General features: G+C 71.5%; 17 protein-coding genes. 5 read left to right on the top strand and 12 right to left on the bottom strand.

Translation table 11 applies throughout. The features are described from left to right. On the top strand, window positions 1-823 hold an 823-nt coding region (locus tag HW577_RS08340), incomplete at its 5' end, for an MFS transporter (RefSeq protein WP_198375683.1). A 7-nt stretch (window positions 824-830) separates the two neighbouring features. On the opposite strand, the gene phnE (HW577_RS08335) is transcribed toward HW577_RS08340, so the two are convergent. Genes phnE (HW577_RS08335) through phnC form a run of 4 tightly spaced genes read right to left on the bottom strand, consistent with a single transcriptional unit; the run spans window position 831 to window position 4,384 of the window. Next, entirely contained in the window at window positions 831-1,667 is an 837-nt protein-coding gene (phnE, locus tag HW577_RS08335) for a phosphonate ABC transporter, permease protein PhnE (protein ID WP_198375682.1), read from the bottom strand. Next, window positions 1,664-2,566, bottom strand: coding sequence for a phosphonate ABC transporter, permease protein PhnE (gene phnE / locus HW577_RS08330; protein ID WP_198375681.1), 903 nt, complete (start codon window positions 2,564-2,566; stop codon window positions 1,664-1,666). The genes phnE (HW577_RS08335) and phnE (HW577_RS08330) overlap by 4 nt, the downstream gene beginning before the upstream one ends. Beyond that, a complete protein-coding gene (gene phnD, locus HW577_RS08325) occupies window positions 2,563-3,561 on the bottom strand; it encodes a phosphate/phosphite/phosphonate ABC transporter substrate-binding protein (RefSeq protein WP_198375680.1) in 999 nt (332 codons plus the stop codon). The genes phnE (HW577_RS08330) and phnD overlap by 4 nt, the downstream gene beginning before the upstream one ends. A gap of 22 nt (window positions 3,562-3,583) precedes the next feature. Beyond that, window positions 3,584-4,384, bottom strand: coding sequence for a phosphonate ABC transporter ATP-binding protein (gene phnC / locus HW577_RS08320; RefSeq protein ID WP_198375679.1), 801 nt, complete (start codon window positions 4,382-4,384; stop codon window positions 3,584-3,586). 142 nt (window positions 4,385-4,526) lie between these two features. Here phnC and HW577_RS08315 point away from each other — a divergent pair, with 142 nt between their 5' ends. The 4 genes from HW577_RS08315 to HW577_RS08300 all read left to right on the top strand — a co-directional run bounded on the left by HW577_RS08315 (window position 4,527) and on the right by HW577_RS08300 (window position 9,281). After that, entirely contained in the window at window positions 4,527-5,498 is a 972-nt protein-coding gene (locus tag HW577_RS08315; RefSeq protein WP_198375678.1) for a Bug family tripartite tricarboxylate transporter substrate binding protein, read from the top strand. An 81-nt stretch (window positions 5,499-5,579) separates the two neighbouring features. Further along, window positions 5,580-7,193 (top strand): ABC transporter substrate-binding protein, encoded by a 1,614-nt coding sequence (locus HW577_RS08310; RefSeq protein ID WP_198375677.1) that lies wholly within the window; start codon window positions 5,580-5,582, stop codon window positions 7,191-7,193. Window positions 7,194-7,278: 85 nt separating this feature from the next. Beyond that, window positions 7,279-8,892: an ABC transporter substrate-binding protein gene (locus HW577_RS08305; protein ID WP_198375676.1), complete on the top strand. Its 1,614-nt coding sequence runs from the start codon at window positions 7,279-7,281 to the stop codon at window positions 8,890-8,892. A 62-nt stretch (window positions 8,893-8,954) separates the two neighbouring features. Further along, window positions 8,955-9,281, top strand: a complete 327-nt coding sequence (locus tag HW577_RS08300) for an NIPSNAP family protein (protein WP_198375675.1) — start codon at window positions 8,955-8,957, stop codon at window positions 9,279-9,281. Window positions 9,282-9,332: 51 nt separating this feature from the next. On the opposite strand, the gene HW577_RS08295 is transcribed toward HW577_RS08300, so the two are convergent. The 8 genes from HW577_RS08295 to HW577_RS08260 form a co-directional block, all read right to left on the bottom strand. Next, window positions 9,333-10,238 carry an EamA family transporter gene (locus HW577_RS08295; RefSeq protein ID WP_198375674.1) on the bottom strand — a complete coding sequence of 302 codons (906 nt, stop codon included), beginning with the start codon at window positions 10,236-10,238 and terminating at the stop codon, window positions 9,333-9,335. Next, window positions 10,238-11,389, bottom strand: a complete 1,152-nt coding sequence (locus tag HW577_RS08290; protein ID WP_198375673.1) for a mandelate racemase/muconate lactonizing enzyme family protein — start codon at window positions 11,387-11,389, stop codon at window positions 10,238-10,240. The genes HW577_RS08295 and HW577_RS08290 overlap by 1 nt, the downstream gene beginning before the upstream one ends. Then, window positions 11,390-12,361, bottom strand: a complete 972-nt coding sequence (locus HW577_RS08285) for a Bug family tripartite tricarboxylate transporter substrate binding protein (protein ID WP_198375672.1) — start codon at window positions 12,359-12,361, stop codon at window positions 11,390-11,392. 117 nt (window positions 12,362-12,478) lie between these two features. After that, on the bottom strand, window positions 12,479-13,897 hold the full coding sequence (locus HW577_RS08280; RefSeq protein WP_198375671.1) for an amidohydrolase family protein: 1,419 nt from the start codon (window positions 13,895-13,897) through the stop codon (window positions 12,479-12,481). Further along, window positions 13,898-15,472, bottom strand: coding sequence for an ABC transporter substrate-binding protein (locus HW577_RS08275; RefSeq protein WP_198375670.1), 1,575 nt, complete (start codon window positions 15,470-15,472; stop codon window positions 13,898-13,900). A gap of 67 nt (window positions 15,473-15,539) precedes the next feature. Then, complete coding sequence (locus HW577_RS08270) at window positions 15,540-16,520, bottom strand: Bug family tripartite tricarboxylate transporter substrate binding protein (RefSeq protein WP_198375669.1); 981 nt, start codon at window positions 16,518-16,520, stop codon at window positions 15,540-15,542. 13 nt (window positions 16,521-16,533) lie between these two features. Further along, complete coding sequence (locus HW577_RS08265) at window positions 16,534-17,514, bottom strand: Bug family tripartite tricarboxylate transporter substrate binding protein (protein ID WP_198375668.1); 981 nt, start codon at window positions 17,512-17,514, stop codon at window positions 16,534-16,536. 53 nt (window positions 17,515-17,567) lie between these two features. Then, on the bottom strand, window positions 17,568-18,230 hold a 663-nt coding region (locus tag HW577_RS08260), incomplete at its 5' end, for a class I SAM-dependent methyltransferase (RefSeq protein ID WP_198375667.1).

The following is an 18,230-nucleotide window of genomic DNA, read 5'->3' as shown; positions in this document are numbered from 1 at the left end:
GCTGGACCGCGCGCGCAGGCTCGATCCCGCGCTGCTGCCCGCGGCGGCCATGCTGGCGGGTGTCGCGGTCGGCGCCGGGCTGCTGCTGCTGCGGGTGGAGCGCGCGGCGCGCGACCCGCTGCTGCCGCTGGCGATGTTCGCCGAAGCCTCGATCTGGCGGGCTTATGCGGTTTCCGCCTGCGTGGTGGGCGCGCAGGTGGGCATGATCTCCTTCCTGCCGGTCTGGCTGCAGACGGTGCGCGGGCTGGAACCCGGCCCCTCGGGGCTGATGCTGCTGGCGATGTCGGTGGGCGGCGCGAGCGGCGCCTTCTTCGCCGGGCGGATGGTCGCGCGCACCGGCTTCGCCATGCGTTGGCCGGCGCTGTTCCTGCCGGCGTCGAGCGTGATCTGGGCGGGGCTGGCGCTGACGGCGGACGGGCTGCCGATGATGGTCTTCGTGCCGCTGGTGGCGCTGGCCTCCTTCGGCGCGGGCACCTCCTTCCCCGTGGTGCAGGTGACGGCGCAGATGGCGGCGGGGCGGGAGAGGCTGGGCGCGGCATCGGCCGGCGTCGCCTTTTCGCGCAACATCGGCGCGGCGGCGGGCACGGCGCTGGTCGCGGCCATCGTCTTCGGCGCGGTGACGCTGGCGGGCGGGGAGGTGCCGGCCGCCTTCCGCCGCCTGGTGGCCGAAGGGGCGGGCTTCGTCGCCGCGCTGGGGCCGGAGGCGGCGGGCGCGTTGCGTGCCGACCTGGCCGAGGCGTTCCGCACGCTGTTCGCGACCGCCTCCGTGCTGACGGCGATCGCGGCGGTGCTGGCGTGGCGGGTGCCGATGCGGCGCGTCTAGCCGCGGATCAGCCCCGCTCGCCGATCAGCCGCCGGCGGATGCGCCCGGAGATCCAGTCGATGGCCGCGACCGTGGCGACCATCAGGATGATGATGAAGGCGACCTCGTCCCAGTGGCGGACGCGGATGCGCTCGGCGATCTGCAGGCCGATCCCCCCCGCGCCGACCACGCCGAGGATGGTGGCCGAGCGCGTGTTGCTCTCGAAGAAATAGAGCGCCTGCGCCAGCATCACCGGGGCGACCTGCGGCAGGATGCCGAAGCGGATGGCCGAGAGCCGGCCGCCGCCGGCCGCGACGACGCCTTCGGCCTGCTTCTTCTCGGCGTTCTCGATCGCCTCCGCGTAGAGTTTCGCCAGCACGGCGATGTCGGCCGTGAAGATGGCGAGCACGCCGGCGAGCGGCCCGAGCCCCACCGCGCGCACATAGGCGAGCGCCCAGATCAGCTGGTCCACGCCGCGGAACCCGTCCAGCACGCGGCGCAGCGAGAAGCGCCACAGCGTCGCCGTCACGATGTTCCGCGCGCCGAGGAAGCCGAGCGGGATGGCGACGATCGCGGCGAGGAAGGTGCCGAGGAACGCCATGGCGACGCTTTCGGCGATGCCCTGCAGGATCTCGACCCACAATTCGCCCGGCGAGGGCGGGACCATGAGCACGACGATGGTGCCGAGGCCCGACAGCCCGTTCCACAGCCGCTGCGGGGAAAAGTCGAACCACCACAGCGCGCCCGCGAGCCAGGCGAGGAACAGCGCGAGGCCCGCGGCGCGCAGTGCGCGCGTGGCGGGGCCGGGGCTGAAGGCGGCGGGCATGCGGTCCCGCCACAGCGCGACATTGGCGCGCGGGGTCATCTCGCCGCCTCCAGCCGCCCGATCGCGGCGTGGCGCAGGCGTTCGGAGAGGAGATCGACGCAGGCGACGGTCAGGATGATCAGCAGCACGATGGCGCTGATCTCCTCGTAGTAGTTGAAGGATATCACCTTATACAGCTCCTCCCCGATCCCACCCGCGCCGACGAAGCCGATGACCGAGGCGGAGCGGATGTTCACCTCGAAGCGCAGCAGCAGGTAGGACAGGATGTTCGGCAGCACCTGCGGCAGGATGGCGAAGCGGCAGCCATGCGCCCAGGACCCGCCCGCGGCGCGCACCGCGTCCCACGGCTTCATGTCCGCGTTCTCGATCGCTTCCGCGAAGAGTTTTCCGTTGGCACCCGCGCTGTGCAGCGCGATGGCGAGGATGCCGGCCAGCGCGCCGACGCCGAAGGCCCAGACGAAGATCAGCGCGTAGACGATCTCCGGCACCGTGCGCAGCGCTTCCAGGAAGCGGCGCGTCGCGTGGTAGATCCATCCCGCGGGGGCAATGTTGCGCGACGCCGCGAAGGCCAGCAGTAGGGCGACGGCCGATCCCATGAGGGTTGCGAGCGCCGCCATGTTCGCGGTCTCGAGGATCAGCCAGGCCCATTCGGGCAGGCGGTAGAACCAGAAGGCGAGGGAGCCCTCGGTCTCGGCATCGGCAAAAAGCGCACCCCAGCGCAGGTCGGGCAGGATGCGGGCAAAGTACTCGCCGATGCGCGGCAGGCCGGCCCAGAGCGTGGCCGGATGCGCTTCCGCGACCCAGGCCGCCACAAGAAGGCAGCCGAGCAGGATCGCGCCGAACAGCAGCGTCTGGAGACGCTTCTGCCGGCGCGCGGCCTGGTAGGCTTCCTCCCCGCGGATGACCGCGGGGAGGCCGGTGGCGTAGGCGGCGCTCACGAACGCCGGCGGCGCGCGGCCATTTCCTCGCGGCGGATCTCGACGATCAGCTCGTAATCCTGGTGCCGCACTTCGCGGTAGCCGGTGCCCGCGCCGCGCTCGACCTGGCGGTAGATGTCCGGATGCGCCTTGGGCAGCGTCAGGTGGAAGCGCCGCCAATCCTCCTTGAACGCCGCCGGCAGGTCGGTGCGCGCGGTGTGCGGGCCGTTCACGATCGGCTCGCTGGTCCAGATGATGCGCATCTGCCGCATGTCGAGCATGCCCTTGTCGACCATCGCGCGCAGGTTGCCGCGGCTGTAGCCCTGGTTCACGTCGCCCTGGCCGGAGGCCCAGGTGACGGCCGCGTCGTACTGGCGCTGCAGCACGGCGACGACCGCCTGCTCATGCCCGCCGCCGAAGCCGGTGCGGGAGAAGAACCCCGTGCCGTCCACGGCGATGCCCTGGCGGCGCAGCGCGAAGCGCGGGATCAGGTAGCCGGAGGTCGAGTTCGGATCGGCCCAGGCGAGCGACTTGCCGCGCATCTGCTCGAGGCTGGCGATACCGGAATCGGCGCGCACGATCATCACCGCGACATAGGAGATGGAGCCGTCCGCTTCCTGCGCCGTCAGCAGCGGCTCGACGCCGCCATTGGTGTCGAGCCAGGCGCCGGCATAGCCCGAGGGGCCGAGGGCCGCGACCTCGATCTGCTTCGCGCTGAAGGCCTGCAGCACGCCCGCGTAGTCGGAGGCGGGGAAGAGCCGCGTGGGCACGCCGAAGGTGCGCTCCAGCAGCTCGCGATAGGCACCGAAGCGGCCCATGCGGTCGGCCTCGTTCTCCCCACCGAGCAGGCCGACGCGCAATTGCGGGACTTCGGCCGCCCAGGGGCGGCGGCCGGCGGCGGGGAAGCCTTCCGTGAAGGTCTCGGTACGGCGCGGGTTCCAGGCCTGCGCGCGGGCCAGCGCCGGGGCGAGGGCGGTGCTGACGACGAGGCCGGCAAGCGTACGGCGGGTGATCATCGGGGGCTCTCCCTGGGGTGGTTCAGGCGGGAACGGCGTGGCGGGGCGGCGGCGCGCCGACGGCGGCGGCCGCCTCCTCGGCGAATTCCTCCTCGGTCACGCCATAGACCTCGCGGATGCGCGCCGCGGTCAGCGCGGCGGGCGGGCCGTCGAAGACGATCCGGCCGGCGTTCAGCGCGACGATGCGGTCGCAATAGTCACGCGCCGTCGTCAGGTCGTGCAGGTTGACCAGCACGGTGATGCCCTCGCGGTTCACCCCGCGCAGCGCATCCATCACGATGCGGGAATTGCGCGGGTCGAGGCTCGCGATTGGTTCGTCGGCGAGGATGATGCGCGGTTCCTGCAGCAGCGCGCGAGCGATCGCCACGCGCTGCTGCTGCCCGCCCGACAGCGTGTCGGCGCGCTGCAGCGCCGTCTCGGCCAGGTCGAAGCGGTCGAGCGCTGCGAGCGCCATGGCCCGTTCCTCCGCCGTGAACATCCGCAGCAGGGATGTCACCAGCGGCCGGCGGTTCAGCCGCCCGACCAGCACATTGGTCAGCACGTCGAGCCGCTGCACCAGGTTGAACTGCTGGAAGATCATGGCGCAGCGCATGCGCCAGTCGCGCAGCCCCGTTCCGCGCAGGGCCGTCACGTCGGTTCCGTCGAAGCGGATGCGGCCCTCGGACGGGTCGGTCAGCCGGTTCACCATGCGCAGCAGCGTGGACTTGCCAGCACCCGACCGGCCGATCACGCCCAGCATCTGGCCCGCCGGGACGGCGAGCGAGACCTTGTCGACCGCGATCTTCGCGCCGAAGCGGCGCGTCAGCCCCTCGATCTCCAGCATGTGCCACCCATCCCTGTGCCGCGGCGCATTAGCAGCAGGGCGTGACGGCTGGATGACAACGCAATGACCGAAGCGTTGCGGCGCCCGATTGCCCCCGTGGCGGGGCGGCGGCACCATGCCGGCAAAGCCAGGAGGGAACACCATGACATCGCGCCGCGCCCTGCTCGCCGCCCCGTTCGCCTTGCCCGCGATCATCCGCCCCGCCGTGGGGCAGGAGGCTTGGCCATTGCGGTCGGTCGGCGTGCTGCTCGGCTATCCGCCGGGGGGCGTGACCGACTTCGCCTCCCGCGCGGTGTGCGAGCGCATGTCGCGCGCGCTCGGCCAGACGCTGGTGCTCGAGAACCGGCCGGGGGCTGCGACCGCCGTCGCCAACACCGCCGTCGCCCAGGCGCGGCCGGATGGCTACACGCTGCTGATGGGCACCTCGACGCTCGCCATCAACCCGGCGCTGCAGCCCAACCTGACGCCGCGCGAGCCGATGCGCGAACTCACGCCCATCGGCATGATCTTCCGCACCGCCTTCGTGCTGCATGTGCATCCGTCGGTGCCGGCGCGCACGCCCGCGGAACTCATCGCCTACGCCAAGGCGAATCCGGGGAAGCTGAACTTCGGGTCCTCCGGCACCGGGGCGGTGAACCATCTGTGCCTCGAGCTGTTCCGCGCGCGGGCCGGGATCGACGTGGTGCACGTGCCCTATCGCGGCGGCGCGCCGGCGCTGCTCGACCTGCGCGCGGGGCGCATCCAGGGCATGTTCAACGCGGTGCAGGAAGCGCTGCCCGCCGTGCGGGAAGGGGCGACGCGCGCACTCGCCATTTCTTCCAAGGAACGCGCCGCGGCGATGCCGGACCTGCCGCCGCTCGCCGACACGCTGCCGAACTTCGACGGCGTCTTCTGGCAGGGGCTGTTCGGCCCCGCCGGCCTGCCCGCGCCGATCGTCGCCCGCGCCGGGGCGGCGTTGCGGGAGGCGACGACGGATGCGGCGCTGATCGCGCGCATGGCCGAGCAGGGCGTCGCGCTGACCACGGGCGATGCCGATGCGCTGCGCCGGACGCTGGAGGAGGAGACGGAGATGTGGGGCCGCCTTATCCGCGAGCAGAATATCCGGCCGGAATGAGCCGGGCTTGGCGATCGGCCGATCCTTGCTAGGCTCCGGCCGTCGCGCCGCCAAGGCGCGGCCGAATAACGGGAGACGCCGATGAAACCGACATCACGCCTGCTGGGCGGCGCGGTCGCCGCCGCCTTCGCGCTCGTCGCTGGCAGCGCCGTCGCGCAGCAGCAGGGCACGCTGCGCATCGCCATGACGGCGACCGACGTGCCGACCACCACGGGCATGCCGAACAACGGCTTCGAGGGCATGCGCTTCCTCGGCTACCCGGTGTTCGAATCCCTCGTGCTGTGGGATCTCTCGAATCCGCAGCAGGTCGCCGGCGTGCGCCCGGGCCTGGCCGAGCGCTACGAACAGGACTCCGCCGATCCGCGCATCTGGCGCTTCCACCTGCGCCGCGGCGTGACCTTCCATGACGGCACGCCGTTCAACGCGGATGCGGTCATCTGGAACATGGACCGCTTCTTCCGCAACGACAGCCCGCAATTCGACGCGGCCGGCAGCGCCATCACGCGCGGGCGCGTCCCCGCGCTCGAATCCTACCGCAAGGTGGACGACAACACGATCGAGATGGTGACGGCGCGGCCGATCTCCTACTGGCCCTATCTCGTCACCTACATCCTGATGACCTCCCCCCAGTCCTGGGAGAGCGCGGGCCGCGACTGGGGGCGCGTCGCGGCACTTCCGCCGGCGGGCACCGGCCCCTTCCGCCTGTCCCGCTTCGTGCCGCGGCAATCGGCCGAGCTCACGCGGCATGACGGCTACTGGAACGCGGAAGGCCGCGCGCGGCTCAACCGGATCATCCTGCTGCCGATGCCGGAGGCGAACACCCGCCTCGCCGCGCTGCGCTCGGGTCAGGTGGACTGGATCGAGGTGCCGCCGCCCGACGCCATCCAGTCGCTGCGCCAGGCCGGCTTCACGATCAGCACCGGGTCCTACCCGCATGTCTGGCCCTGGACCTTCGCGACAGGGCGCCCCGACAGCCCGGTCGCGGATGTGCGCGTGCGCCAGGCGCTGAACTACTGCATCGACCGCGACGGCATGGTGCAGCTGCTGAGCGGCACCGCCGAGCCGGCCGTCGGCTTCGTCAAGCCGAACGACCCGCTGTTCGGCAATCCGCAGAACCGCTATCGGCTGGATGCCGCGCGCGGGCGCGCCCTGCTGGCGGAAGCCGGCTACGGCCCGCAGCGGCCGCTGACGCTGAAGGTCGCGATCTCCAACTCGGGCTCGGGCCAGATGCTGCCGCTGCCGATGAACGAGTATCTGCAGCAGTCGCTGCAGGAGAATTGCGGCGTGCGCGTGAACTTCGAGGTGGTGGAGTGGACCGTCCTGCTCTCCTCCCTCCGCTTCACGCCGACGCAGCCGCAATGGCTCGGCGCGGATGCGGTGAACATCAGCCTCTATTCCTCCGATGCCTCGGCCTTCGCGCGCTGGTTCCTCTCGGCGAACTTCTCGCCGGCCGGCTCGAACAACGGCCACTGGCGGGACGAGGCCTTCGACCGCGCCTTCGCGCAGCTGGAAGTGGAACGCGACCCGGCGCGCCAGGCGGCGCTGCTGCGCACGGCGCATGAGCGGCTGGTGGACAACCCGCCCTGGCTCTGGATCGTCCACGACCTGAACCCGCGCGCCATGAGCCGCCGCGTGCGCGGCTTCACCCCGGCCCAGTCCTGGTTCCAGGACATGACCCGGATCGAGGTGCAGTAGTCCCGGGCCGTCTGGCCCGGCTCTTGCTGACCCCCGCTGCGACGGGCGGCATCCCGGCCGCCCCCGCAGCGGGGGAGACTTCTTCATGAGCAGGTTCCGGCGGCTTTCCGCCTACGCCGTGGGCGCCGCGATGCTGGCCGCGGCCGGCACCGCGGCGGCACAGCAGCCGCGCACGCTGCGCATCGGCATGACGGCATCCGACGTGCCCACCACCACGGGCATGCCGAACAACGGGTTCGAGGGCATGCGCTTCCTCGGCTACCCGATCTTCGAGGCGCTGACGCTGTGGGATCTCTCGGACGCCTCGAAGCCCGCCGGCCTGCGCCCGGGCCTCGCGGAACGCTGGGAACAGGATGCCGCCAATCCGCGCATCTGGCGCTTCCACCTGCGCCGCGGCGTGACCTTCCACGATGGCACGCCGTTCAACGCGGATGCGGTCATCTGGAACATGGACCGCTTCTTCCGCAACGACTCGCCGCAATTCGAGCCGCAGGGCAGCGGCATCTCCCGCGCCCGCGTCACCATCCTGGAGTCCTACCGCAAGGTCGATGACTTCACGGTGGAGATGACGACGAACCGCGTCGCGTCCTACTTCCCCTACATGGTCGTCTACCTGCTGATGACCTCCCCCCAGTCCTTCGAGACGGCGGGGCGGGACTGGGCGCGCGTCGCGGCGCTGCCGCCGGCGGGGACGGGGCCGTTCCGGCTTTCCCGCTTCGTGCCGCGGCAGTCGGCGGAACTGTCGCGCCATGACGGCTACTGGGACACGGGGCGGCGCGCGCGGCTGGATCGCATCCTGCTGCTGCCGATGCCGGAGGCGAACACCCGCCTGGCCGCGCTCCGCTCGGGCCAGGTGGACTGGATCGAGGTGCCGCCGCCCGATGCCATCCCGTCCCTGCGCGCGGCCGGCTTCCAGGTGACGACCGGGTCCTACCCGCATGTCTGGCCCTGGATGTTCCAGATGCAGGGGGAGAACTCGCCCTTCCGCGACGTGCGCGTGCGCCAGGCGCTGAACTACTGCGTCGATCGCGCCGGGCTCGTGCAGCTGCTGAATGGCACGGCGGAGCCTTCCGTCGGCTGGCTGAAGCCGTCGGACCCCGCCTTCGGCACGCCGGAGAACCGCTATACGCTCGACCCCGCGCGTGGCCGTGCGCTGCTGGCCGAAGCGGGCTTCAATGCGCAACGGCCGCTGCGCTTCCGCGTGATGATCTCGACCAGCGGCTCGGGCCAGATGCTGCCGCTGCCGATGAACGAGTTCCTCCAGCAGAACCTGCGGGAGGCCTGCGGCGTGCAGGTCGATTTCGAGGTGACGGACTGGTCGAACCTGCTGGTGGCGACGCGCTCGGCCGCCAACGCCCCTGTGGTGGCGAATGTGCAGGCGCTGAACCCGTCCTCGCCTTCCTCCGACCCGTCGGTGATGGCGCGCTACTTCCTGCGCGCCTTCCAGCCGCCGAACGGCTTCAACTGGCCGGGCTTCTCCGATGACCGCTTCGAGGCCGCCTTCGCGCGGCTCGAGGCCGCGCGCAACCCGGCGGAGGCGCAGGCCGCCTACGCGGAGGCGCACGCCCGCGTGGTCGACCATGCGCCCTGGTTGTTCATCGTGCATGACCTCAATCCGCGGGCGATGAGCCGGCGCGTGCGGGGCTTCACCTCGGCGCAGTCGTGGTTCCAGGATCTTGTCCCCGTTACCCTGGAATAGAGCATCTTCCGTGTCCGGGCGCCGCACTCCATGCTGCGCGCGGACCAAGAGGAGGGGCCGCCATGATTGTCGACCTGCGCATCTACACCTGCCTGCCCAACAAGGTGGCGGAGTTCGTCGCGCTCTATCAGGAGAAGGGCTGGCCGCTGCAGCAGAAGCATCTCGGCAACTGCGTCGGCTGGTACACGACGATCGAGGGTGCGCTGAACACCGTCGTGCACATGTGGGGCTATGAGGACCAGGCGGATCGCGAGCGTCGCCGCGCCGCCATGGCCGCCGACCCGGCCTGGGCCGAGTACCTCGCCGAGGTCGGCAAGCGCGGCCTGCTCATCAAGATGGAAAACCGCATCGTGAAGCCCGCGCCCTTCTTCGAGCGCAAGGCAGGCTGACAACGGACAGAGAAGGGAGGGGGTTCGGGGGAGGTTCCCCTCCCCCGACCTTCACCGCCCGAGCAGCACCAGCACGACGCCGCCAACGACCACAAGCGCGCCGATGACATCCGTCGGCTTCATCCGCTCCTTCAGGAAGAAGCGGCTGAACAGCAGTGTGAACAGGATTTCCACCTGCCCCACCGCGCGCACCAGCGCGACGGGCGCGTGCGCGAAGCCCGTGAACCAGCAGGCGGACCCGCAGGCGGACAACGCGCCGACCTGCGCCGAGGACCGCCAGGTGCGGAACAGCATCGGGATGGACTGGCGCTCGGTGGCTGCCAGCCACGACCCCTGCATCAGCGTCTGGAGGATGTTGATGACGACGAGCGTCTGCAGCGCGCGCAGCGTCGCGTCCGCGCCCTCGATCTCCTGCGTTGCCGCGCGGATTGCGATGGCGCACAAGGCGAAGGCGAAGCCTGCGCCAAGACCGTAGAGCGCGGAAGGCTGCACCGTCGCCGCCGCCACGTCCCGCAGCGACGTCACGCGCCCGGCGAGCGAGAGATAGAGCGTGCCGCCCACCGACACCGCGATGCCGAGCCAGGCCAGCGCGCCGAAGCCTTCGCCCAGGAACACCAGCGCGATGACCGCCGCCTGCACGGCCTCCGTCTTGGAATAGGCGGTGCCCACCGCGAAGCCGCGATGGCCGAAGGACATGATGAGCAGGTTCGTGCCGAGGATCTGGCCGAGCCCGCCGAGGGCGCAGAACAGCAGGTAGGTCCAGCCCGGCGCGGAGAGGCTGCCGCCGAAGAGCAGCAGATAGAGCGCGACGAGCACCATGCCCACCGGCACGCCATACAGGTAGCGCACCACGGCGGCCGCGTTGACCGACATCTGCCCGCGCAGGCGTTGCTGGAGCGCGGTGCGCCATGTCTGGAACAGGCCGGCGAGCAGCGTCGCCGCGACCCAGATGGGCATCAGCCGAGCCTCGGGTCGAGCCAGGGCCGCGGCATGGGCTGCCAGGGCATCAGCCGCGCCGCGGCCTCGTCCAGCGCCGTGCCGAGGCCGGGTTCTGCCGCCAGCGTCGCGGTCCCCCGCACGAAGCGGAGGTCGTGGCCGGTGACGAGGGTGAAGAAGCGATCGGTCTCGCCGAACTGCACCTCGAGCGGCAGCAGGTTCGGGAGGGTGGCGCACAGATGCACCGAATGCGCGTGGCAGACCGGTCCGGTCGGGTTGTGCGGCGCGACCTCAATCCCCGCAGTCTGGGCGAGGGTGGCGATGCGGCGGATCTCCTCATGCCCGCCGGCGTATTTCATGTCAGGCATCAGCACGTCGTAGCAGCCGGCCTCGATGATCGTTCGGTAGGCGCCGAGGCCGGCGAGCGTCTCGGCGCCGGCGAGCCGCATGCCGCGGTCATTCGCCATCGATCGCAGGCGGCGGATGGCGGCGTGGTTCGCCTCCGACACCGGGCATTCCAGCCAGAACAGGCCGAAGGGCGCGACGTCCTGCACCAGCCGCGCCGCGCCGCCGGGGGAAAAGCGCCAATGCGCGTCCACCATCACGTCGATGTCGCGCCCGACCGCGTCCCGCACCGCGGCGATGCGGGCGAGGCCCTCGGCATAGGCGGCGCGCTGCGCGGCATCGGCCGCGTCTTCCCAGACCAGCGGCTCGAACGGCGCGAGTTTCACCGCGCAGAACCCTTCCGCAACGGCGCGGCGCGCGGCGGCGGCGAAGCCTTCCGGCGTGCGCGGGTTCGCGCCGCGATTGATGTTGGCGTAGAGCGGCACGGCGTCGCGTAGCGCGCCGCCGAGCAGGGCGTGGATCGGCCGCCCCGCCTCCTGCCCCGCGACATCCCACAGCGCCTGCTCGAAGGCGGAGGTGATGCTGTGCGCGACGAGCCCGCCCGGCGCGTGCGGGATCAGCCGCGCGAGGCGGTTGCGCGCGCGCGCATCCTCGCCCGCCACATTCGCGGCGAGGCGCGCGGCCTCGGCGGCGAGCAGCGGCTCCTGGTTCGCCAGTGTGCATTCGCCAATGCCGGTGCGGCCGCAGGCGGTGCGCAGCAGCAGGAAGGACCAGTTGGTCTTGGGCGTGACGTTGACGCCGATGAAGTCGAGCGAGGCGATGCGCATCTACTGGGCCGAAATGTTCGCCGCCTGTGCGAGGCGCTTCCACTGCGCGACGTCGCGCTCGATCCGCTGCTGGAACTCGGCGGGGGAGGAGACCTGCAGCGTCCCGCCGAGCAGCCGCACCCGCGCCTGCAGATCCGCGTTGCCGCGCAGCTTCACGAGTTCCCCGTGCAGCCGCTCCAGCACCGTGGCGGGCGTCCCGCGGGGGGCGAGCAGCCCGTTCCAGGCGACCGTCTCGAAGCCCGGCAGGCCGCTTTCGTGCACGGTCGGCGTCTGCGGCAGGTCGTCGGTCCGGGTCATGGAGGTCACGGCGAGCAGCTTCACCTCCCCGCTGCGGACCTGCGGCATCACGTTGACGAGGTTGGCGAAGGCGAGCGGCGCCTCCCCGGTGATGACCGCCTGCACCAGCGCCGGCGCGCCGCGATAGGGCACGTGCACGATGTCGAGCCCCGCCTGGTTCTTGAACAATTCCATGTTCATGTGGGCGGAGGAGCCGACGCCGGCCGAGGCGTAGTTCAGCCCGCCCGGCCGCGCACGCACCGTGGCGATCAGCTCCGCCACGCTCGCCACCGGCAGCGCCCGTGGGTTCACGATCAGCGCGTTCGGCCCGACCACCAGCAGCGAGACGGGCTCGAAGGCATTGGTCAGGTCGTAGGGAAGGTCGCGGTAGATCGCCGCGTTGATGCCGTTCGACCCGGCATTGCCGAGCAGGAAGGTGTAGCCGTCGGGCGCGGAGCGGAACGCCGCCTCGACGCCGATGCGCCCGCCGGCGCCGGCGCGGTTGTCCACCACTATGGGCTGGCCCAGCGCCGCTTCCAGCAGCGGTGCGACGAGCCGCGCGGTGGTGTCGTTTCCCGCCCCGGGCGCGTCGGGCAGGATGAAGCGGATGGGGCGCGTCGGCCAGGGCGCCTGCGCCAGCGCGGGTGCCGCGGTGCAGGCGGCGGCGGCCGCAAGAAGATGGCGGCGACGGATCATGTCTGGGTACCCCCGGGGTTGGGTCCAGCGTGGCCCGAACCGGCGCCGGCATCAATGCGCGGCGCGGCGCTGGCCGCGACTGTTGCCGCGCGGCTAGCCGCGTGTGATGCCGCGCGGCTAGCCGCGACGCCGCGTGCGTCCCCAGCCCGGATCCTCGTCCACCATGTCGGACAGGCCGGCTTCGGCCAGCATGCGGGCCGTCTCCCGCCCCGCGGCCTCGGCGATGGCGGCCTCGTCCACATGGGGCACCAGGCGGTCGCGCATCAGCACCTCCCCGCCCACCATCACGTCGCGCACATCGCCGCCCGAAGCGAAATACACCACGCGATGCACCGGCATGTTGGCCGGCAGCATGTGCGGCGCCGTCAGGTCCACGGTGATGATGTCAGCCTCCTTGCCCGGCTCCAGGCTGCCGATGCGGTCGGCCATGCCGAGGCCGCGCGCGGCGTCGATCGTTACCATCTCCAGCGCCTTGCCGGGCGGCAGCAGCGTCTCGTCCCGCGCGGCGCGCTGGTGGTAGCGCATGGCCTGGAACATGTGGCGGAACATGTCGGTCGACCGGTCGGGCGCGGTGCCGTCCGATCCGATCATCACCGTCACGCCGCGGTCCATCATCGCGATGGCCGGGCAATGGCCGCGCACCGCGGCGATGGCGGACGGGTTGTGCACCACGCTCGTGCCGGTGCGCACCAGCGTGTCGATGTCGGCCTCGGTCAGGTCGGTGCAATGGGACAGCCAGGCATCCGGACCGAGCAGGCCGAACATGCGGTCCGCCATCTCGATCGAGCCGCCGCGATGCCCGTCCTGGTGGAACAGCGTGCCGAAGCGCTTGCCGATGTCGCGGATGACGCGGCCCTGGGCCTCGATCTCGCGCACCTTCGCCGGGTCGTGCGTCGCCTCCCGGTACACGGGCATGAGTGTCGCGCAGGCGATGCGGCCCTTGCCGTGGTGGCGCTCGACCAGCGTGCCGATGGTCTCGGCCTGCTGTTCGAAACTCACGTCGCGCACCGTCCCATCCACGCCGCGATAGGGGCGCGGGAAAGGCGGCCGCGTCGGGCCGAGCACCATGATGCGGCGGATGCCGATGGCGCCGATGCCTTCCACATGCGCATCGCCATGCGCCGGGTCGTCCACCCGCCCGATCGAATCCCCGCCGCCGAGCAGCATGACGGAGGTGGTGACGCCGAACTTCAGGCATTCGAGCCCCGCCAGCGCCGCTTCCGCCCGCCAGAAGGACGGTGGGGAGGCCAGGGTGTAGATGACGCGGCAGGCTTCCGACCAGGCTTCGGAATCGCCGCTGCCCATGGTCTTGACCAGCCCATGGCCGGCATGGGCGTGGCCGTCGATCAGCCCGGGCAGCACCGCCTTGCCGGTGGCGTCGATGCGTTCGCGCGCGGGGTGCGCGGCCTCGATATCCGCGCGCGGCCCGACCGCGAGGATCTTGCCGCCGGCGACCGCGACGGCGCCGTCGGCGATGACGCGGCGGGCGGGATCCATCGTGATGACGGTCCCGCCGGTGATGAGGAGGTCGGCCATTCAGTTCACCCGCACATGGCGCAGCCGCAGCCGGTTGTCCGGCGACTGCGCGAGGTCGATGTTGCGCCGCGCCGCCCACACGACCGGCTGCTGGTGCAGCGGCACATGCGCGACTTCGCGTTTCTCGATCAGCAGCGCCTCGCGGATCAGGGCGCGGCGGCGCGTCTCGTCGCCTTCCTCGGCGATGCGGTCGACCAGCGCATCGAATTCCGCGTTCGACCAGCGGCCGACATTCAGCCCGGCGGCGGTCGCCGTCCGCGTCCGCAGCACTTCGGAGAGGGTCGAGAAGGTGTCGGCCAGCGGCAGGCCCGCATGGCCCAGCATGAACATCGAGACATCGAGCGCGTTGATCCGCCGCGACCAGACGTTCAGCGTCTCGAACTGCGGGATGATGCGGATGCCCACGCGCTGCAGCATGCCCGAGATCGCGATGCAGAGCCGCTCGTCATAGACATAGCGGTCGTTCGGGCAGGCGAGCCCGATCGAGAAGCCGTCCGGATAGCCCGCTTCCGCGAGTAGCCGGCGCGACGCCTCCGGATCGTAGGGGAAGGTGCGCGTGTTGATGTCGGCCGGCGCGCCGGACAGGAAGGGGCTCGCCATGGTCCCCGCGATCCAGGCGTTGTTGCGCATGACGGAGCGCCGCAGCGCCTCGACGTCGATCGCCTGGTAGATCGCCTGGCGGACGCGGATGTCGCGCAGCGGGTTGCGCCCGCGCACGTCGGAATAGGCGAGCTCCTCCCGATGGTGGTCGAAGCCGAGATAGATGGTGCGCAGCTCGGGCCCCTGCACGACCTGCAGGTTGGCGTTCCCCTCGATGCGCGGGATGTCCTGCAGCGGCAGCTCGACCAGCGCGTCGATCTGCCCGCCGAGCAGTGCGGCGGTGCGCGTCGCGGCATTGCGGATCGGCTGGAAGGTCACCTGCGTCAGGTTGTGCTGCGGCCGGTCCCACCAGCCTTCATGCGGCACGAGGACGGTCGCGCCCTCCACCTCGCGGCTTCGAAGGCGGAAGGGCCCGGTGCCGTTCGCGCCACGCTGCGCCGCCCCTTCCTCCCGCTGCTGCAGGTTGGTCGCCGCGGTCGCATTGTTCGCCGCCGCCCAGCCGCTGTCCATGATGTGCATCTGGGTCAGCGCGTTGAGCAGGATGGGGAAGGGGCGCTGCGTCTCGATCTCGACCGTCAGCGGACCGGTCTGGCGCACCTCCTTGATCACGCCGCCGAGCACGCCGCGGGCGAGCGCGCCTGGCGTGTTCAGCCGCTGCCAGGAGAACACCACGTCCTCGGCCCCAAAAGTCTCGCCGCCGTGGAAGCGCACATTCTCCCGCAGGTGGAAGCGCCAGACGGTGGGCGAGACGACCTCCCACCGCGCGGCGAGGGAGGGCTCGATCTCGAGCCGCGGATTGTGCCGCACCAGCGTCTCGAAGATGTTGTCGAGGAAGGCGTTGGTGAAGGTGTTGTTCGACGAATGCGGGTCGAGCGTCAGGATGTCCGCCGCGAAGGACCAGGTGAAGGACCTGGCCTGAGCCGCCGGCGGCGCGGCCACGATCAGCAGGGCGGCGGCGAGCGGCAGCAGGCGCATGGTCGGACCCTCCTTCGGCGATGCGCGAAGCCTCGGCCCGCGCGCCGCCCCGCGTCAACCGCCCCGGTCAGCCGGCGTCGAGCTGCAGCCCTTCCTTTCGGATGACCTCCGCCCATTTCGCGGTCTCGCTGCGCACGAAAGCGGCGAATTCCTCGGCGCTGCCCTGCATGGCGAAGCCGCCGAGCTCGGCGAAGCGGCGCTGCGTCTCGGGCAGGGCGACCAGTGCCGCGACCTCGGCGTTCAGGCTCGTCACCGCCGCCGGCGGGAGGCCAGCGGGGCCGAACAGGCCGAACCAGGTGTTGACCTCATAATTCGCGAGCTCGGGCATCGTCTCCCGCATCGCCGGCACATCGGGCAGCATCGCGTTGCGCTCCCGGCTGGTAACGGCGAGGGCACGCACGCGGCCCGATTGGATATGCCCCATGATGCCGGTCAGGTTGTCGATCATGAAGGCGACATTGCCCGCCAGCAGATCCACCTGGGCCGGTGCCGATCCGCGATGCGGCACATGGATCGCCTGCGCATCCAGCATCTGCAGCATCAGCACGGGCGAAAGGTGGGTCGACTGCCCGACGCCGGTCGAGGCGTAGGGAATGCGCCCCGGCTGCGCGCGGAGCAGCGCAGCCAGTTCCGCCACGCTGTTCGCCGGGACCGAGGGATTCACCACCAGCACGTTCGGCCCGGCGATGGTCCCGGCGATGGGCAGGATCTGTTCCGCGCGATAGGGCATGTTGCGGAACAGGGCGTAGGCGATCGCCTGCGGCCCGATATTGCCCAGCATCAGCGTCGTGCCGTCCGGCCGCGCGCGCACCATCTCGAGCGTGCCGATGGTGCCGCCGGCGCCGGCGCGGTTCTCCACCACCACCGGGATGTTCCAGCGCGGCTGGAGGAACTGCGCGAGGATGCGCGCCATGATGTCCGTCGTGCCGCCGGCCGCGGCGGGGACGATGATGCGCGTCTGCCCCGGCGGCCGCCAGGACTGGGCGCGGGCGGCGAGCGGCAGGGCGAGCAAGGGTGCGGCAAGCGCCGCGCGGCGGGTGGTGGTCATGGCCATGCCTTCCTCAGCCCGCATCCATCTGCAGGCCCTCGCGGCGGATCACCTCGCCCCATTTCGCCGTCTCGGCGCGGACGAAGGCGTCGAAATGCTCGGGGCCGCCCGGCGCCGGCACGCCGCCCATCTGGGTGAAGCGCGCCACCGTCTCGGGCAGGGCGAGGAAGGCCTGGATGTCCGCGCTTACGCTGCGCACCACCGGCGCCGGCGTGCCCGCCGGCATGAACACGCCGAACCAGGTCGAGACGTCGTAGGGGGCGAGTTCGGGCATCGTCTCGCGCAGCGCCGGCAGGTCGGGCAACTGGGAGGACCGGTCCGCGCTGGTCACGCCGAGCGGGCGCAGCCTTCCGCCGCGGATATGCTCGATCGCGGTGGTGAGGTTGTCGTAGGCGAACTGCACATTGCCCGCGACGAGGTCGATCAGCAGCGGTCCCGCGCCGCGGAAATGCACCGCCTCGGACCGCGTGCCGGTCAGCTGGTTGAACCAGACGCCCGACAGGTGCGGCGACTGCCCCATGCCCGAGGTGCCGTAGGAGGCGCGGCCGCCTTCCCGCTTCAGCCAGGCGACGAATTCCGGGACGGTCGTGGCGGGCACCGACGGATGCAGCACCAGCACGTTCGGCCCGCGGATGACGTTGGACACCGCGACCAGGCTGTCCGGCCGGTATTGCAGGTTGCGGAACAGGGAATGGCCGATGGCCTGCGGGCCGATATTGCCCATCAGCATGTGCCGCCCGTCCGGCGCGCTGCGCACCACCTCCATCGTCCCGATCGTGCCGCCGCCGCCCGAGCGGTTCTCCACCACCACGGGCGTGCCCCAGCGCGCCTGGAAGAAGGGCGCGAGCAGCCGGGCCATGATGTCGGTGGTGCCACCCGGCGCGGCCGGGACGACGATGCGGGCCTGTGCGCCCGGGCGCCATTCCTGGGCCTGGGCGGCGGCGGGCAGGGCAAGCGGCAGGGTCAGCGCGGCGCGGCGCGTCAGGCGGGTCATGGGCGTCCTCCGGTTCTCGTTGCCGGCATCATCGCGCGCCGGCGCGCCGGCTGTCACGCCCGGCGGCCGACCGCCATGCGCGCAACGGCGACGAAGGATCGCGGCCCGTCCGGCGCGCCGCACAGATAGGCGCGGCGGGCCAGAGCCTCGACACGCGGTCGGCGTTCGGGCGGCAGCGCCGCGACATAGGCGCCGGCCACGCCCTGGCCGGTCAGCCAGGGGGCCCACATATCTGCAAAATCCGAAAAATACTGGCGGATGGCGATGTCCCGTTCGGCCACGTCGCGCAGGCCGGCGGCGCCGAACAACGCGGCCAGTCGCCCGGGCGAGCCGACCGAATCCCCCAGGTAGCGGGTGCGGAACGCCTCGCCATCCGGTTCGCTCGCCGCGATGCCGTCGGCGAAGGCGCGGACGAAGGTGAAGCCGCCGACGAAATCCCACATGGCGGCGGCGACGATGCCGCCGGGGCGCGTGACGCGCGCGAGTTCCGCGACCGCCGCGGCGCGGTCGGGCACGAATTGCAGCACGAGCAGCGACAGCGCGGCGTCGAAGGTGCCATCGGCATCGGGCAGCGCGGTGATGTCGCCATGGCGGAAGGTGGCCGCTGGCACGCGGACGCGCGCGGCGGCGAGGAAGGGCTCGCTGACATCGATCCCGGTGACGCGCGCGGCCGGGTCGCGCGCGGCGATCGCCGCGGCCAGCGCGCCGGTGCCGCA

Source organism: Neoroseomonas rubea, assembly GCF_016106015.1.
Taxonomy (GTDB): domain Bacteria; phylum Pseudomonadota; class Alphaproteobacteria; order Acetobacterales; family Acetobacteraceae; genus Neoroseomonas; species Neoroseomonas rubea.
Note: the sequence above shows the minus strand (reverse complement) of the source record. Positions and strands in the feature narration are given on the sequence as shown.

Bases quoted from the DNA above. Each gene is read 5' to 3' on its own strand.
- phnE (WP_198375682.1), bottom strand. From the start codon at position 1,667: ATGACCCCGCGCGCCAATGTCGCGCTGTGGCGGGACCGCATGCCCGCC.
- phnD (WP_198375680.1), bottom strand. From the start codon at position 3,561: ATGATCACCCGCCGTACGCTTGCCGGCCTCGTCGTCAGCACCGCCCTC.
- phnC (WP_198375679.1), bottom strand. From the start codon at position 4,384: ATGCTGGAGATCGAGGGGCTGACGCGCCGCTTCGGCGCGAAGATCGCG.
- HW577_RS08315 (WP_198375678.1), top strand. From the start codon at position 4,527: ATGACATCGCGCCGCGCCCTGCTCGCCGCCCCGTTCGCCTTGCCCGCG.
- HW577_RS08310 (WP_198375677.1), top strand. From the start codon at position 5,580: ATGAAACCGACATCACGCCTGCTGGGCGGCGCGGTCGCCGCCGCCTTC.
- HW577_RS08305 (WP_198375676.1), top strand. From the start codon at position 7,279: ATGAGCAGGTTCCGGCGGCTTTCCGCCTACGCCGTGGGCGCCGCGATG.
- HW577_RS08300 (WP_198375675.1), top strand. From the start codon at position 8,955: ATGATTGTCGACCTGCGCATCTACACCTGCCTGCCCAACAAGGTGGCG.
- HW577_RS08295 (WP_198375674.1), bottom strand. From the start codon at position 10,238: ATGCCCATCTGGGTCGCGGCGACGCTGCTCGCCGGCCTGTTCCAGACA.
- HW577_RS08290 (WP_198375673.1), bottom strand. From the start codon at position 11,389: ATGCGCATCGCCTCGCTCGACTTCATCGGCGTCAACGTCACGCCCAAG.
- HW577_RS08285 (WP_198375672.1), bottom strand. From the start codon at position 12,361: ATGATCCGTCGCCGCCATCTTCTTGCGGCCGCCGCCGCCTGCACCGCG.
- HW577_RS08280 (WP_198375671.1), bottom strand. From the start codon at position 13,897: ATGGCCGACCTCCTCATCACCGGCGGGACCGTCATCACGATGGATCCC.
- HW577_RS08275 (WP_198375670.1), bottom strand. From the start codon at position 15,472: ATGCGCCTGCTGCCGCTCGCCGCCGCCCTGCTGATCGTGGCCGCGCCG.
- HW577_RS08270 (WP_198375669.1), bottom strand. From the start codon at position 16,520: ATGACCACCACCCGCCGCGCGGCGCTTGCCGCACCCTTGCTCGCCCTG.
- HW577_RS08265 (WP_198375668.1), bottom strand. From the start codon at position 17,514: ATGACCCGCCTGACGCGCCGCGCCGCGCTGACCCTGCCGCTTGCCCTG.